17 protein-coding genes are annotated in these 14460 nt (G+C 59.6%); 7 read left to right on the top strand and 10 right to left on the bottom strand.

Going from position 1 to position 14460, the window contains the following annotated elements:
• Positions 1–41 precede the first annotated feature (41 nt).
• Positions 42–1184: an elongation factor P maturation arginine rhamnosyltransferase EarP gene (gene earP, locus KGB14_RS01570; protein WP_223483791.1), complete on the bottom strand. Its 1143-nt coding sequence runs from the start codon at positions 1182–1184 to the stop codon at positions 42–44.
• 124 nt (positions 1185–1308) lie between these two features.
• Here earP and KGB14_RS01565 point away from each other — a divergent pair, with 124 nt between their 5' ends.
• Positions 1309–1707: a hypothetical protein gene (locus tag KGB14_RS01565; RefSeq protein ID WP_223483790.1), complete on the top strand. Its 399-nt coding sequence runs from the start codon at positions 1309–1311 to the stop codon at positions 1705–1707.
• Between the two features lie 2 nt (positions 1708–1709).
• Positions 1710–2192 (top strand): transcription elongation factor GreAB, encoded by a 483-nt coding sequence (locus tag KGB14_RS01560; protein WP_223483789.1) that lies wholly within the window; start codon positions 1710–1712, stop codon positions 2190–2192.
• Between the two features lie 16 nt (positions 2193–2208).
• Here the strand turns inward: KGB14_RS01560 and cysB are convergent, their stop codons facing one another.
• From cysB to KGB14_RS01535, 5 genes are all read right to left on the bottom strand, one after another.
• Entirely contained in the window at positions 2209–3183 is a 975-nt protein-coding gene (gene cysB, locus KGB14_RS01555) for an HTH-type transcriptional regulator CysB (protein ID WP_007899921.1), read from the bottom strand.
• A gap of 113 nt (positions 3184–3296) precedes the next feature.
• Positions 3297–3800 carry a universal stress protein gene (locus KGB14_RS01550; RefSeq protein WP_223483788.1) on the bottom strand — a complete coding sequence of 168 codons (504 nt, stop codon included), beginning with the start codon at positions 3798–3800 and terminating at the stop codon, positions 3297–3299.
• Positions 3801–3903: 103 nt separating this feature from the next.
• Complete coding sequence (locus KGB14_RS01545) at positions 3904–4809, bottom strand: 5'-nucleotidase (RefSeq protein ID WP_223483787.1); 906 nt, start codon at positions 4807–4809, stop codon at positions 3904–3906.
• Positions 4810–4834: 25 nt separating this feature from the next.
• Positions 4835–5788: a putative 2-dehydropantoate 2-reductase gene (locus KGB14_RS01540; RefSeq protein WP_223483786.1), complete on the bottom strand. Its 954-nt coding sequence runs from the start codon at positions 5786–5788 to the stop codon at positions 4835–4837.
• Positions 5785–6171: a thioredoxin family protein gene (locus KGB14_RS01535; RefSeq protein ID WP_223483785.1), complete on the bottom strand. Its 387-nt coding sequence runs from the start codon at positions 6169–6171 to the stop codon at positions 5785–5787. Before KGB14_RS01535 ends, KGB14_RS01540 begins: the two co-directional genes overlap by 4 nt.
• Here KGB14_RS01535 and KGB14_RS01530 point away from each other — a divergent pair.
• Together KGB14_RS01530 and KGB14_RS01525 are read left to right on the top strand one after the other, a co-directional pair.
• Positions 6170–6598: a PilZ domain-containing protein gene (locus KGB14_RS01530; RefSeq protein WP_052964035.1), complete on the top strand. Its 429-nt coding sequence runs from the start codon at positions 6170–6172 to the stop codon at positions 6596–6598. The two genes, KGB14_RS01535 and KGB14_RS01530, sit on opposite strands and share 2 nt — an antisense overlap.
• Positions 6599–6761: 163 nt before the next feature.
• The gene (locus KGB14_RS01525; RefSeq protein ID WP_038982203.1) at positions 6762–7838 is read left to right on the top strand and encodes a 3-deoxy-7-phosphoheptulonate synthase; all 1077 of its coding nucleotides are present in this window, start codon (positions 6762–6764) and stop codon (positions 7836–7838) included.
• A 66-nt stretch (positions 7839–7904) separates the two neighbouring features.
• Here KGB14_RS01525 and KGB14_RS01520 read toward each other — a convergent pair whose 3' ends face one another.
• Positions 7905–8186 carry a GNAT family N-acetyltransferase gene (locus KGB14_RS01520; protein WP_030132333.1) on the bottom strand — a complete coding sequence of 94 codons (282 nt, stop codon included), beginning with the start codon at positions 8184–8186 and terminating at the stop codon, positions 7905–7907.
• Positions 8187–8818: 632 nt separating this feature from the next.
• Between KGB14_RS01520 and oprI the strand changes: the two genes are divergently transcribed.
• Positions 8819–9070, top strand: a complete 252-nt coding sequence (oprI, locus tag KGB14_RS01515) for an outer membrane lipoprotei OprI (RefSeq protein WP_002553018.1) — start codon at positions 8819–8821, stop codon at positions 9068–9070.
• A gap of 123 nt (positions 9071–9193) precedes the next feature.
• Here the strand turns inward: oprI and KGB14_RS01510 are convergent, their stop codons facing one another.
• The 3 genes from KGB14_RS01510 to KGB14_RS01500 form a co-directional block, all read right to left on the bottom strand.
• Entirely contained in the window at positions 9194–10165 is a 972-nt protein-coding gene (locus KGB14_RS01510; RefSeq protein ID WP_223483784.1) for a L,D-transpeptidase family protein, read from the bottom strand.
• Positions 10166–10298: 133 nt separating this feature from the next.
• Positions 10299–10592, bottom strand: coding sequence for a hypothetical protein (locus KGB14_RS01505; protein WP_007899882.1), 294 nt, complete (start codon positions 10590–10592; stop codon positions 10299–10301).
• 56 nt (positions 10593–10648) lie between these two features.
• On the bottom strand, positions 10649–11254 hold the full coding sequence (locus KGB14_RS01500) for an arylesterase (protein WP_223483783.1): 606 nt from the start codon (positions 11252–11254) through the stop codon (positions 10649–10651).
• Positions 11255–11264: 10 nt separating this feature from the next.
• Between KGB14_RS01500 and KGB14_RS01495 the strand changes: the two genes are divergently transcribed.
• Positions 11265–11948, top strand: coding sequence for an ABC transporter ATP-binding protein (locus tag KGB14_RS01495; protein WP_223483782.1), 684 nt, complete (start codon positions 11265–11267; stop codon positions 11946–11948).
• Complete coding sequence (locus tag KGB14_RS01490) at positions 11948–14452, top strand: ABC transporter permease (RefSeq protein WP_223483781.1); 2505 nt, start codon at positions 11948–11950, stop codon at positions 14450–14452. Before KGB14_RS01495 ends, KGB14_RS01490 begins: the two co-directional genes overlap by 1 nt.
• Positions 14453–14460: the final 8 nt, after the last annotated feature.

The following is a 14460-nucleotide window of genomic DNA, read 5'->3' as shown; positions in this document are numbered from 1 at the left end:
ATCCGAATTTGGATGGGATTTACAAAAATCTAGGCCGCGTATCATATCCAATTTAGGTAAAACTGTACCAGCGCTGCGGCAAGATCTGCCAGCAAGGCTTGTTCCAGACACCATGTCTCGGCATGTTTTTCCAGTTCAGGCCAGTGTTTGCGGGTTGATTTCCAGTGATCGGTCATTGTCTCACCTGCATTCCACGCCCGCCATAGACCGCTGATCGCCTCGCGGGCAGGCTCGGACAGGTCTTGGGTGTACAGGGCCAGGAAGGCGTCGAGCTTGTCCAGATGGATGTCTTCGTCCTGCCGATAGATGTGCCAGAGCAGCGGCCGACCTGCCCATTGGGCGCGGACAAAGGAATCTTCGCCGCGCACGGCGTTGAAATCGCAGCACCATAGCAGCAGGTCATATTGATCCTGTCGGATGAACGGCAGCACTTGCACGGTCAAGGCGTCGCGCACATGCACCGCCCCGGCCTTCAGCCCATCCACCCCGAGCCAGCGTTCGACATCGCCGAGAATCCGCCCCTCAGGCACCAGCAGATGAGTGGACGTCGAATCGGCGGCCATGGTGTCGAGCCAACTGGCCAGGCCGGTATTTTCGTAGGCAAACAACGAAATCAGTTGTGCATTCGGTGCGCGATCAACCCCCAAGCCTTGCAGGAATTCTCGCTGAGCTTGCGGACTTTGCTGAAACTGCCGACGCCGCTCAAGCAATCCTTTTTCACGCAGCAAACCACCGGTGCCGTTGCGGAACCCCGGGAAGAAGAAATACTTCTGCACATTCCTGTACTTCACCGACGGCAAGCCGTGGCAGCCGACGACCCAGTCTTCGGCACTCAGATAATCCAGATTCATCCACAACGGCGGCTTTTCCCGCTCGGCCATGGCCTCCATGTAAGCACTCGGCAACTGGCAAGCGAATGCGGCGATCACGACATCAGCGGCCTCGGTGGGTTGCCAGTCCGCCGGCCACTGTCGTACCTCGACACCCTGCTGCCACTGCTGCGAAACATCGATGTCAATGTCCGGGCATAAACGCTCGAAGGCCCGCAGGTCGTCAACCCACAGACGCACCGCCACTGAATGTTCGGCCACCAGTTGTCGGGCCAGGCGCCAGGTCACACCGATGTCGCCGAAGTTATCGACCACGGTGCAAAAAATATCCCAGCGGGTTTTCATTTCAAGCATTCCAGGCTCCCGTTGGCAAAGGCGCCGATTGTCCGCATAAATTACCCCGTGCAGAAGAGCCGACGGCGATTAATCTTCATGCGACAATCGCCACTTGCCCGCGACCACCCGCCAGGAGGCAGTAATGCCCTACCGTCCCAACCCGCGCCGTCCCTTGCCGATCCAGTTTAATGCACTGCAACTGACCGGCAGCATTGCCCTCGGTTTGTGGTTGGGCTTCATCGCGATCGCACTGACCTGCTGGCTCGCCTGGCGCTTGTTGTTCAACGAGCAATTGGCACCTTTGGCTCAAGCGGTGGAGCAACTGGCCAAACCGCCGGTGATGGAGCAACCCGCCCCACAGAACCCGATGTTCGACCAGTACGAGGAACACCTGCGCAGGAACGAGCAGCAGCAAATGGTGGAGCAGGCCAGAACCAGCAAACACAATCTGTCCAATCCAAAATGCCAGTTCTGGCTGCAACAGGATCAGACCGCGCCGAGCGAAAAAAGCCGCGCCAACGTCCTGCAATTCTGCGATTGATCATGAACAAACAAACTGTCCACCAACTGATTATCGACAAGCTGCGGATCGATCTCGATATCGCCGAGCGTGCCGCGCAAACCGCTTACGAAACGGCGACCCACGAAGAAAACATCGCCGAAAACAAATACGACACCCTGGGGTTGGAGGCGTCTTATCTGGCGGCTGGACAGGCCAGACGAGTGGAAGAAATCAGGCAGTCATTGACCCTTTGCCAGAACCTGACACTGCGACCTTATGACGATCAGCGTGGTATCGAAGTCGGCGCCCTGCTCGGTCTGGAAGACGAAAAAGGTCGCGAGCAATGGCTATTCCTGGCCCCCGACGCGGCGGGATTGAAGGTTGATCTGGTGGGGCAATCGATTACCGTCATCACCCCCCGCTCGCCGCTGGGCAAAAGCCTGCTGGGCAAGTTCGAAGGGGATGAAGTGGAGATTCTGGTAGCGGGTGCTCGGCAACAGTTTTCTGTCACCGAGGTGGTCTAGGCAAGACGATTGACGATTAATGCACCGGCAGTTCGACGCCGTCGAACAGCTCTTCCAGTTCCTGCTTGTTGTGGCACTGAATGGCCTTGGCCATCACTTCGCGAGTCAGGTGCGGAGCGAACTTCTCGATGAAGTCGCACATGAAGCCACGCAGGAAGGTGCCGCGACGGAAACCGATTTTGGTAATGCTGGATTCGAACAACTCGCTGGCATCGAGTACCACCAGGTCGCTATCGAGTTTGGTGTCGACCGCCATTTTCGCCACGATCCCCACGCCCAGACCCAGGCGAACGTAAGTCTTGATCACGTCGGCGTCGGCGGCGGTGAATACCACTTTCGGCGTCAGGCCGCGATGGCTGAAGGCTTCATCGAGTTTCGAACGGCCGGTGAAACCGAACACGTAGGTCACGATCGGGTATTCAGCCAGGGCTTCGAGGGTCAGCTTCGACAGCTTGGTCAGCGGGTGGCCCTGAGGCACGACCACGCAACGGTTCCAGCGGTAGCACGGCATCATCACCAGGTCACCGAACAGCTCCAGGGCTTCGGTGGCGATGGCGAAGTCGACAGTGCCGTCAGCGGCCATCTCGGCGATCTGCATCGGCGACCCCTGGTGCATGTGCAGGGCGACGTCCGGGTATTGCTTGATGAAATTGCTGATCACCGGCGGCAATGCATAACGCGCCTGGGTGTGCGTGGTGGCGATCGACAGGGTGCCCTTTTTCTCGTTGGAGAACTCCTGGGCGATCTGCTTGATGCTTTCAACCTTGCGCAGGATTTCGCCGGCGGTGGTGATGATGCGCTCGCCGGCCGGGGTAACGCGGGTCAGATGCTTGCCGCTGCGGGCGAAAACCTCGACCCCCAATTCGTCTTCCAGCAGACGGATCTGTTTGCTGATGCCCGGTTGCGAGGTGTAGAGGCTTTGGGCGGTAGCAGAAACGTTGAGGTCGTGGTGCGCCACTTCCCAGATGTAGCGCAATTGTTGAAGCTTCATATGAATCCCTCAAAGCAGGTGGACGCCACGGGCATCAGCGAAGATATATAACTATATTAATGGTTTGATTAATAAATCTAGAACTTTTTTGTCAAAATGCCAGTATTCGTGCCCTAGCGATCCCCTTTGCGGCGACGCTCCATCAGCGGCACCAGATAGACCGGCACCCTGGCCAGTTGCAACACTCGCGCAGCGGTTCTGCCCAATGGCGTTTCCGCGCCAGCACCATGGCTGTGACTTCCTACGATCAGCAAATCGACAGAGAGTTTCTGTGCCTGGTCGAGAATCACCTGCGACGGATCGCCCTGCAGCACCCGCACCGCCCGAATCCGTTGCAAATCCTGCCCCCCCTCATCCCCCAGCTCTTCACGAAAGCTGTCGAGCACTCGTTGCTCGATATTGGCGATCACCGTGTTCAACCCCTGACTGTGGAACTCGTTCAAGGCCTGCTCATCGAGGTAACTCTGAAGCACCGATTCAGCGAACAACCCCATGGGTTCAACCGCGTGCACCACATACAAATCGGCGTTGAATGTTCGAGCCAGTGCCAACGCATGCTGCATCACAAAAGGTGCATACAGACCAAGGTCAGTGGCATACAGCATCGAATGAATCATAGTGACCTCCTTGAATGCCAACTTGGCGGAGATTGATTCAGCTTAGCAGTGCCGTGGCGAGTGCGGCGTCCTGGCGTCCGGCGCAAGGCATTGAACCGTGGGCTTAAACCTTCTGCTCGTTACTGATGCCATGCGGCACATGACCGGTGGCGACCACTTCGCGAGCCAGCTCGCAATGGCCGGCCTGATCGTCGAAAAACACGTCGGCCGCGAAGGCTTCGAGAAAGGCCGATTTGGTCAGGCCGCCAAGGAACAGCGATTCGTCCAGACGGATGTCCCATTCGCGCAAGGTGCGAATCACCCGCTCATGGGCCGGTGCCGATCGCGCAGTCACCAGCGCGGTGCGGATCGGACAGGCGTCATCGGGAAACTCTCGCTGCAACAGATTGAGCGCCGCCAGGAAACCCTTGAACGGCCCACCGCGCAAAGGCTCACGGGCCGCTTCACGCTCGCTGGCCTGAAACGCCGCAAGGCCTCCCGACTGATAGACCCGCTCCGACTCATCGGAAAACAACACCGCGTCACCGTCAAAAGCAATGCGCAATTCATCGCTGGCGGCGCGACTGGCACCGCCCGAGAGAATAGTCGCTGCAGCGAACCCGGCATCCAGCGCACTGCGCACGTCTTCGGCATGGGTTGAAAGAAACAGGTCACAGCCAAAGGCCTTGAGATACGGATAAGGACTGCGCCCACCGACAAATGCCGCGCGCGAGATCGCCAGGCCATAGTGATGAATCGAGTTGAAAACCCGCAGGCCGGTGTCGGCGCTGTTGCGCGACACCAGGATCACCTCGACCCGGGCACGACCAAGACGAGTGTTCAGGTTCAGGAGTTTTTCCACCAACGGGAATGCATCGCCGGGCTCGAGGATTTCGTCTTCGTGTTCGATCTGGTACTGCCGATAGGCCTCGACGCCGCTCGACAGATAGACCTTGTGGCTCTCGCTCAAGTCGAACAGCGCCCGCGAAGAAATCGCCAGCACCAGTTTGTCGTCGATTGCATTTGCCATCCCTTTCCCCTTCAGGTTGACCGACTCAGTTGCGTCGGTCGATAAAACTCAAGCTGCGATACAAGGCCTCGATTCGCGGCAACTCACATCCAGCCGCCTTCGCCGCTGTCAGGGGTCGAGTGTAGATCGCGTCCAGCTCCAGCGGCCGCTTGTGCAGAAAATCGTGGTACATGCTCGGCCAGTAGTCGGGCATTTTCTCGGTCATCATGAACAGATAGTCGGCGTAACCCGTTGGTATCTCATGACCACAGGCCTTGGCCCCCTGCACCACTTCAGCCATCAAGGCCTGAATCAGCGCGCGGCTGTCGACATCCGCCATCAACGGGGTGGTGCTGGCCCCGAGCAAAACCGACAAACCGTTGTAGGGAATATTCCAGACCAGCTTCTGCCAACGCGCCTGGTACAGGTTCGCCATGGCCTGGGCGTCGATGCCGGCAGCGCGAAACAGCCCGGCGCCCTCCTCGACGATATTCATGCGCGCCTGTTCATCGGCGGCGGTGCCGCTGTGGTAGCCGACGTTTACCGCACCGAGCGCCTGATGGGTGATCACGCCAGGGCCGGCGCGATGAACGCAGATCAGACAAAGCCCACCGAGCAGGTGCAGTGAATCGGGGAGCAACTCGCGCAGGCTGTCTTCGACGTCCAGGCCATTTTGCAGCAACAGCACTTTGGCGTCGGGTGCCGCGGCTTGAATAATGATCGGTGCCAGGTCCACGTTACTGGTGGTCTTGGCGCCCACGAGTAACCAGTCACAGGGCGGCATGTCTGCCGCCGACGAATACGCCTGGACCGGGTTCAGAGCCAGCGGACCCAGCAGCGCATGGTCGAGATGCAAGCCGCGCTCGGCTACCGCCGAGAACTCACTGCGTAACAGAAAGTGCACATCGAAGCCGGCACGCGCCAGCATCACCCCATAGAAACCGCCGATCGCGCCGGTCCCGATAATGCCGATCGTCGGCCTGGCCTTTTTGCCTGTCATGGCAACTCCTCTGCTTGTCGACTCAGCGCCTGACCCACGGCTTCGTTGAGCGCCGCGCAGGTCAGGCGCGACTGTAGCGCCCCGAAGAACTCACCGTCGCGCACCACAAACAGCGCCGGTAAATGAAAGACCCGATAACGCTCGACCACCCCGCCATTGTTCCCGGCATCGATCCAGCACAGTCGATCGACCGCCAGATCGAACCAGGGCAATTGCTCACGGGCAAAACGACAAGCGGCACAACCGACGCTGGTAAAAATCACCAGGGAAATGCCGTTCATCGCCAGCAACCGTTGGTCGGCGTCGAAATCGGTCAGTTCCGATTCGACCACTATACTGGGAGAAACGATGTCAGATGGCCGACACAGGGAGTCCGTGTTCATGAGACGTTATCTTCCTCATCCTGACGATGTACCCGTTGAATTAACGTTGTTCAAACACGAGTGTATTTCTCGACAACAGCTGCACACTATCAGCCTCGGCGGCATGGCTTGCAATTACCACCGCGCGTGGCGCCACGGTACGGCGCTGGAAATACGCATGCCGACCCTGAACCCGGACTTGCGTTTTCTGGGTTATGTGGCTTGGTGCCTGCGACGCAAGCGTGGCTATCTGGTCGGCATCGCCTTTGTTGACGAACAGATGCTGTTCAGTGCCAGGATGGGCGAACAGGTGTGTCAGATCGAACGTTACCGCCGCCAGCATGACGCGCACGACGACCTGCAGGACATTCAGGCCCTCGCTCTCGAATGGGTCCAGCAGCACGCCGACGAGTTCTCCCACGACACGGTTCGCAAGGCATTTGCATAGCCAGTGCCGGTTTAGGGGGCGTTCTGCCCCCTAACCGGTGTCTGCCCATTGTCGAGCCACGGTGTAACGCGCTAAGGTTCAGCTCCCCGACGCGCTTAAATCTGCTGTGCTCCGCCGCGCGGGGATCGCTGGCGGCCGGCACCCGTGACCTGACGAGTAAACGATGGCTGATTTACCGATCAACGACCTTAACGTCGCCTCCAACGAGACCCTGATCACTCCCGATCAGCTCAAGCGTGATATCCCTCTGAGCGACGCTGCCCTGCGCACCGTCACCAAGGGCCGCGAAGTCATTCGCAACATTCTTGATGGCACCGACCACCGCCTGTTCGTCGTGATCGGGCCGTGCTCGATCCATGACATCAAGGCTGCCCACGAATATGCCGAGCGCCTGAAAGTGCTCGCAGCCGAAGTGTCCGATACCCTGTATCTGGTCATGCGCGTGTATTTCGAGAAGCCACGCACCACCGTCGGCTGGAAAGGCTTGATCAACGACCCGTACCTGGACGACTCGTTCAAGATTCAGGATGGCTTGCACATTGGTCGTCAGTTGCTGCTGGACCTGGCCGAGATGGGCCTGCCAACCGCGACCGAAGCCCTCGACCCGATCTCCCCGCAATACTTGCAGGACCTGATCAGCTGGTCGGCGATCGGTGCACGCACCACCGAGTCCCAGACTCACCGTGAAATGGCTTCCGGCCTGTCCTCGGCCGTCGGCTTCAAGAACGGCACCGATGGCGGCCTGACCGTGGCGATCAACGCCCTGCAGTCGGTCTCCAGCCCACACCGCTTCCTGGGCATCAACCAGGAAGGTGGCGTGTCGATCGTCACCACCAAGGGCAACGCCTACGGTCACGTGGTGTTGCGCGGTGGTAACGGCAAGCCGAATTACGATTCGGTCAGCGTCGCGCTCTGCGAGCAAGCGCTGAACAAGGCGAAGATCAAGCCGAATATCATGGTCGATTGCAGCCACGCCAACTCCAACAAGGACCCGGCTCTGCAACCATTGGTGATGGAGAACGTCGCCAACCAGATCCTCGAAGGCAACCAGTCGATCATCGGCCTGATGGTCGAAAGTCACCTGAACTGGGGCTGTCAGGCGATCCCGAAAGACCTCGCCGACCTGCAATACGGCGTGTCGATCACCGATGCCTGCATCGATTGGACCGCCACCGAAAACACCTTGCGCAGCATGCACGCCAAGCTCAAGGATGTGCTGCCTAAACGCAATCGCAGCTGATCGTCGTTTCACGCATAAAAAAACGCCAGGCTTAAACCTGGCGTTTTTTTTATGCGTGGGTTTTGTTCACAGCTTGGCGGCATGCCGCTGGTGACGTTCCATGTAACGCTCCACGTAGGAGCACGATGGAATGACTGTGTAGCCCATTTCCTCAGCGTATTGCAGTGCCTGCTCGGTCAATGCCGCTGCGATACCGCGACCACGCAATGCGTTGGGCACAAAGGTGCGATAAATATCCAGGGTCTGTTTTCCCAGATCCATATAGGTCAGGTAGGCACGATAACCGTCCACAGTGGTCTCGAACTGATGACCAGCCTGGTCATGGTGGATGGACAACGCCTCGCTCATCACTACTCCTCGCGGGTCTTTAATTCTGACCCCTACCTTACCGATGTTTTTCCGGCGAAGGAACCTCTACGCCACCCCGTGCCTGAATGGACACCGAGAAGAGCTGCACCAATCTCGCGCAACCGAGCACGTATCAAATAGTAGGCACCATTGGCAGAAATGCTCAAGGGACGCTCGTCATTGTGTTGGCAGGCGGGTGCAGCTGCGGGTGAGCAGGGACGGCTCGACCGGGATCTTCCCGGGTCGAGCCTGAACATTGCCGGACATTGAGACATAAGACGAGCACCCTTTGTTAAAGTCACTCAACATGGATAAAGATATGAGAGCCGCTGCGCAAAAATCGAACAAAAGTATGGACGAATCCATCTAGACAGACTTTAGCCAAGACCGAAACACAGCGACCGACACGGGGAACTTTTCCCAGGCGGATCGCTCAGCTCGGGCCTTGCAGCTGGATATTTTTTATACAACGCAGTTAAAAGTTGCTCGAAAAAGAATCAACGCCTACAATTTTTTTTGCTTCTTGCGCTACGTCAGTTTACTTACTACAAGTAATGGGTAGTATGTACGCCGGCTATTTCCTCACTCTGAGGAGATAGCTACTTAATAGAAAGTCCTTGAAGGGGAACACGATGAACAACGTTCTGAAATTCTCTGCTCTGGCTCTGGCCGCAGTTCTGGCTACCGGTTGCAGCAGCGTATCGAAAGAAACCGAAGCACGTCTGACTGCTACTGAAGACGCAGCAGCTCGCTCCCAGGCTCGTGCAGACGAAGCTTACCGTAAAGCTGATGAAGCTCTGGCTGCTGCTCAAAAAGCACAACAGACTGCTGACGAAGCTAACGAGCGTGCTCTGCGCATGCTGGACAAAGCTAGCCGCAAGTAATAATCCTTCGGGATTGTTATCAAGCCGACCCATTTTTTGGGTCGGCTTTTTTATTGCCCGCCGTTTCTGCAGACAATAAAAAACCCGCCGACGTGACCTGCGTCGGCGGGCTCCTTTAAAGCATTACTGCTGCGGGTCGATCGGTGCACTCGAAACTATCGGTACCGAGGTATTCGGCACGGCGATTTCCACCGGCAGGCCATCTTCAGCGGCGACCACGTCACGCACCACATCCCAGTTCATGCGCAAGTTGTTGGTGATGTCCTCACGCTTGAGCATCGCATTGATCACTGCGGTGTGCTTGTCGACCACCGAAGGGTTGCCCTTGTCGTCCAGCGGCGTATGCGCTTCCAGATAAACCTTGCCGCCACTGAGGCCGAACTTGTACGGGTCGTTGAGGATCCGCACGGACGTCCCTACCGGCACCATGCTGGCCATCTCCAACACGTTGTTGTTGAACATGCGGAAGCAACCGTGGCTGGTGCGCATGCCGATACCGAACTTCTTGTTCGAACCGTGGATCAGGTAGCCCGGAGTGCCCAGCGTGAATTTGAACGGCCCCAGAGGGTTGTCCGGGCCGGCCGGCACCACGTTCGGCAGTGGATCGCCATCGGCGGCGTGCTCGGCCTTGATCGAGGCTGGAGGCGTCCAGGTCGGGTTCGGTGTCTTGGCGATGATGCTGGTGTGGGCGATCGGCGAGCCCCAGCCTTCACGACCGATACCCAGCGGGAAGGTGTACACCACGTTCCGCCCTTTCGGGTAGTAGTAGAGACGGTATTCAGCCAGGTTGATGACGATGCCTTCGCGCGGGCCCGGCGGCAGGATGAAGCGCGTCGGCAGCACGACTTCGGTACCTGCGCCCGGCAACCATGGATCGACACCAGGGTTGGCCGCGACCATTTCCAGATAGCCCAGATCGTAGGTGGTGCCAAGGTCGGCGAAGGTGTCTTCGTACTTGGCCTTGATCACTTGCACCTGGCCGACAATGTCTTCACCGGGTGGGGGCAGGGGCAACTCCAACGCTGCTACAGGACCCGCGACGCAGAGGGCGGCAAGAGACAGGCAGCGGGTGACGGCGGGAAAGCGCGGCAACATCCGGAAAATCCTTCGCATGATCGACAAGGGTATAAAAACGGGATTGTACACCGCCTCCCGTTATTTCGGGGAGACGTAAAGACCTGCGGTTGTGGGGCTTGCCTGTGGCGAGGGAGCCCCTCGCCACAGGGTCTTAAAGCTCGAACCGCAACTCAGGCCAGATCGGTGAGGTGCCGCGTTTTTGCGACTCCAGAATGGCCCGGCACAATGAGCACAGACGCTGGTCCTGGAACACTGTACGGTCAACGCTCGACCAGCGCGGTTGCGCCGGCAGCAGGCTGCCGCACAAGGTCCGGTCCGCCGAGCCGCCCAACTCCAGTTGACGGGTCACCAGATGCACCCGCACTTCCTGGCAGGCGAACAGATCCAGCTGTTCGTCAGGCTCGATCAGTTGGTAGGCAAAAAGGGACCAGGCAGGACGTGGCATCGGGGGCTCCAAATCGGGGGCGCCACCTTAGCCGAAACACCGCCACTAGAAAAGCGTCAAAGCAGCGGTTTCAGTGTCGGCCAGACATTTTCCAGCAACTTGTCCTGAGCCGCCGCAGCCGGGTGCAGACCGTCGCCTTGCATCAGGTCTGGATGACCGCCCACGCCTTCGAGAAAAAACGGCACCAGCGGGATCTTTTTCTCGTTGGCCACCCTGGTGAAAACCTCGGCAAATGCCTGGGAGTAGCGGACGCCGTAATTGGGCGGCAATTGCATGCCCAGCAGCAACACCTTGGCACCACTGACACGGGAGCTCTCGATCATCGACGCAAGATTTTGTTGCAATTGCGTTGGCAGCATTCCCCGCAACCCATCGTTGCCCCCCAACTCAAGGATAACGAGTTCCGGCTTATGCTCTGCAAGCAGCGCCGGCAGGCGCGCCCGGCCTCCGGCGCTGGTGTCGCCGCTGATGGACGCATTGACCACCTTATCGTCGAAACCTTCGCGCTTGAGCCGTTGCTCGAGCAGGGACACCCACCCCAAGCGGGTATCCAGGCCGAAACCGGCGCTGATACTATCGCCAACGATCAGGACTGTACCCGCCGCTGCGTTCTGGGCCATGCACATCAAGGCCAGGCCAGCACTCAAAAACCACACACGCATCGGATTCTCCATGGGCGCAAGCATTCTCACCGCGAAGAACCTCAGCAAAGTGGTTCCCAGCGCGGAAGGTGAACTGACTATCCTGCACGAACTCAGCCTGGAACTGAACAAGGGCGATAGCCTGGCCATCGTCGGCGCCTCCGGTTCCGGCAAATCCACCCTCCTCGGCCTGCTTGCCGGCCTCGACCTGCCGAGCAGCGGCGAAGTCACCCTGGCCGGGCAAGGCCTGAGCAATCTCGACGAAGATCAACGCGCGCGCATCCGCGCCGAGCATGTGGGGTTTGTCTTTCAATCATTCCAGCTGCTCGACAGTCTCAACGCTTTGGAAAACGTCATGCTGCCGCTGGAACTCGATGGCCGCAAAGACGCCCGCGAGCGCGCCACCGAACTGCTGCAACGGGTCGGTCTGGGCCAGCGCCTGACTCACTCGCCGCGCCAGCTCTCCGGCGGTGAGCAGCAGCGCGTGGCGATTGCCCGGGCGTTCGCCGCCGAGCCCGACGTGCTGTTCGCCGACGAACCCACCGGCAATCTCGACAGCCACACCGGCGAGCGCATCAGCGATCTGCTGTTCGAACTCAACAAGGAAAGCGGCACGACCCTGGTGCTGGTGACCCACGACGAACGCCTGGCACATCGCTGCCGGCGCCTGATCCGACTTGAAGCCGGCCTGTTGGTCGCCCCTCTGGAGCCTTGATGGCACGCCTGCCGCTGTTGCGCCTGTTCAGTCTCGCCATCCGCCAATTGCTGCGCGATGCCCGCGCCGGTGAGTTGCGGGTATTGTTTTTCGCCTTGCTGGTGGCTGTGGCGGCGAGTACCGCTATCGGTTACTTCGGCGCTCGCCTGAACGGCGCCATGATGCTGCGCGCCACCGAGTTTCTCGGGGCCGACCTGGTGCTCGAAGGCAGCTCACCGGCGCGCCCGGAACAAATAAGAAGCGGCACAGAACTGGGCCTGGTACACGCTCAGGTGGTGGAGTTTTCCAGCGTCATCGCCACCGACAATGGCATTCAGCTGTCCAGCATCAAAGCCGTCGATGACGTCTACCCGTTGCGCGGCGAACTGAAAAGCGCCCCCGCGCCCTTCGCGCCGGAACAACCCGGAGGCAGTCCGAAACCCGGCGAAGCCTGGGTCGAAGCGCGACTGCTGACCGCACTGGACTTGAAGATCGGCGACAGTATCGACGTCGGCATGAAAACCCTGACGCTGGCGCGGGTGCTGACCTACGAACCGGATCGCGCCGGCAACTTCTACAGCCTGACGCCGCGGGTACTGATCAACCTCAGCGACCTTGAGGCGACCGGCGTGGTGCAACCCGGCAGCCGGGTCAGTTACCGCGAACTCTGGCGCGGCAACGCCCAGGCGCTGGAAACCTATCGTCAGTTGACCAAACCCGGCCTGGCCGCCAATCAGCGCATCCAGGATGCTCGCGATGGCAATCGGCAGATCGGCGGTGCCCTGGGCAAAGCCGAACGTTATTTGAACATGGCCAGTCTGGTGGCGGTTCTGCTGTCCGGCGTGGCAGTGGCGTTGTCGGCGACGCGCTTCGCAACTCGCCGATTCGATGCCAGTGCATTGCTGCGCTGCCTGGGCCTGTCCCGTCGGGAAACCATGGTGCTGTTCAGTCTGCAACTGACCGTACTCGGATTGCTCGCCAGCATCAGCGGTGCCCTGCTCGGCTGGCTGGCACAGCTCGGGCTGTTTGCGCTGCTGCATGATTTACTGCCGACCGATGTCCCACCGGGCGGCCTGCTGCCGGCCATCGCCGGGATCGGCACAGGGTTGGTTGCGCTGGCCGGTTTCGCCCTGCCGCCGCTGGCTGCGTTGGGTCGAGTACCACCGCTGCGCGTGTTGCGTCGCGATATGCTGCCGATTCCGTCCAGCACCTGGATGGTCTATGGCGCAGCGTTGGGCGCACTCGGCCTGATCATGTGGCGCCTGAGCCTGGACCTGGTGCTGACCTTCGCCCTGCTCGGTGGTGGCGTGATCGCGGCGCTGGTGCTGGGCGGCTTGTTATTGCTGCTGCTCAAGAGCCTGCGTCGGATGCTGGCGCGCGCCGCATTGCCATGGCGCCTCGGGCTGGGCCAACTGTTGCGCCATCCACTGGCGGCAGCGGGCCAATCCCTGGCCTTTGGTTTGATTCTGCTGTCCATGGCGCTGATCGCTTTGCTGCGCGGCGAGCTGCTCGACACCTGGAAAAACCAGTTGCCGAAAAATGCCCCGAACTATTTCGCCCTGAACATTCTGCCCGCGGACAAACAGGCCTTTACCGATCGATTGATGGAATTGTCGGCACAGTCCGCGCCGCTGTACCCGGTGGTGCCGGGACGGCTGATCAGCATCAATGGCGAACCGGTGCAGGACATCGTCAGCAAGGATTCGGCCGGTGATCGAGCCATTCAACGCGACCTGAGCCTGACCTGGGCGGCAGACCTGCCGGCGGGCAATAAACTCACCGCCGGCAACTGGTGGGATCAGCAACCCGCGGATGAAATACCCGGTGTTTCGGTGGAAGGCAAAGTCGCCGAAAGCCTTAAACTCAAGCTCGGTGATCACTTGGTGTTTACCGTCGGCGGGGTCAATCGGGAGGCGAAAGTCACCAGCCTGCGGGAGATTAACTGGGATAACTTCCAACCGAATTTCTTCATGATTTTCCAGCCTGGCACCCTCAAAGACTTGCCGGCGACCTACCTGACCAGTTTCTATCTGGCGGCCGGTCACGATCAGCAGATCGTCGACCTGTCCCGCAGCTTTCCGGCAGTGACCATTCTGCAAGTCGAGGCTTTGCTGGAGCAACTGCGCAGCATCCTCGCTCAGGTCACCCTGGCGGTGGAATACGTGCTGTTGTTTGTGCTGGCGGCGGGGATGGCGGTGTTGTTTTCCGGTTTGCAGGCGACCCTCGATGAGCGCATTCGCCAAGGCGCGTTGCTGCGAGCGTTGGGTGCCGAGCGGCAGTTGCTGGTCAGGGCACGGCGGATCGAGTTCGGCCTGCTCGGCGCGGTCAGCGGATTGTTGGCGGCACTGGGGTCGGAACTGGTGAGCCTGGTGCTCTACCGCTACGCCTTCGACCTGCCCTGGCATCCGCATCCATGGCTGCTGGTGTTGCCGCTGATCGGCGCCGTGTTGATCGGTGGTGCCGGTGTGTTCGGTACGCGTCGCGCCTTGAACGCCAGCCCCCTGACAGTCTTGCGCGAGGGTTGATAAACTCA

This window comes from Pseudomonas sp. A-RE-19, assembly GCF_019956555.1.
Taxonomy (GTDB): Bacteria; Pseudomonadota; Gammaproteobacteria; order Pseudomonadales; family Pseudomonadaceae; genus Aquipseudomonas.
Note: the sequence above shows the minus strand (reverse complement) of the source record. Positions and strands in the feature narration are given on the sequence as shown.

Bases quoted from the DNA above. Each gene is read 5' to 3' on its own strand.
- earP (WP_223483791.1), bottom strand. From the start codon at position 1,184: ATGCTTGAAATGAAAACCCGCTGGGATATTTTTTGCACCGTGGTCGAT.
- KGB14_RS01505 (WP_007899882.1), bottom strand. From the start codon at position 10,592: ATGCCACGTCCTGCCTGGTCCCTTTTTGCCTACCAACTGATCGAGCCT.
- KGB14_RS01530 (WP_052964035.1), top strand. From the start codon at position 6,170: ATGAGACGTTATCTTCCTCATCCTGACGATGTACCCGTTGAATTAACG.
- KGB14_RS01535 (WP_223483785.1), bottom strand. From the start codon at position 6,171: ATGAACACGGACTCCCTGTGTCGGCCATCTGACATCGTTTCTCCCAGT.
- KGB14_RS01560 (WP_223483789.1), top strand. From the start codon at position 1,710: ATGAACAAACAAACTGTCCACCAACTGATTATCGACAAGCTGCGGATC.
- KGB14_RS01550 (WP_223483788.1), bottom strand. From the start codon at position 3,800: ATGATTCATTCGATGCTGTATGCCACTGACCTTGGTCTGTATGCACCT.
- KGB14_RS01520 (WP_030132333.1), bottom strand. From the start codon at position 8,186: ATGAGCGAGGCGTTGTCCATCCACCATGACCAGGCTGGTCATCAGTTC.
- KGB14_RS01510 (WP_223483784.1), bottom strand. From the start codon at position 10,165: ATGTTGCCGCGCTTTCCCGCCGTCACCCGCTGCCTGTCTCTTGCCGCC.
- KGB14_RS01540 (WP_223483786.1), bottom strand. From the start codon at position 5,788: ATGACAGGCAAAAAGGCCAGGCCGACGATCGGCATTATCGGGACCGGC.
- KGB14_RS01565 (WP_223483790.1), top strand. From the start codon at position 1,309: ATGCCCTACCGTCCCAACCCGCGCCGTCCCTTGCCGATCCAGTTTAAT.
- KGB14_RS01495 (WP_223483782.1), top strand. From the start codon at position 11,265: ATGGGCGCAAGCATTCTCACCGCGAAGAACCTCAGCAAAGTGGTTCCC.
- KGB14_RS01525 (WP_038982203.1), top strand. From the start codon at position 6,762: ATGGCTGATTTACCGATCAACGACCTTAACGTCGCCTCCAACGAGACC.
- KGB14_RS01545 (WP_223483787.1), bottom strand. From the start codon at position 4,809: ATGGCAAATGCAATCGACGACAAACTGGTGCTGGCGATTTCTTCGCGG.
- KGB14_RS01500 (WP_223483783.1), bottom strand. From the start codon at position 11,254: ATGCGTGTGTGGTTTTTGAGTGCTGGCCTGGCCTTGATGTGCATGGCC.
- cysB (WP_007899921.1), bottom strand. From the start codon at position 3,183: ATGAAGCTTCAACAATTGCGCTACATCTGGGAAGTGGCGCACCACGAC.
- KGB14_RS01490 (WP_223483781.1), top strand. From the start codon at position 11,948: ATGGCACGCCTGCCGCTGTTGCGCCTGTTCAGTCTCGCCATCCGCCAA.
- oprI (WP_002553018.1), top strand. From the start codon at position 8,819: ATGAACAACGTTCTGAAATTCTCTGCTCTGGCTCTGGCCGCAGTTCTG.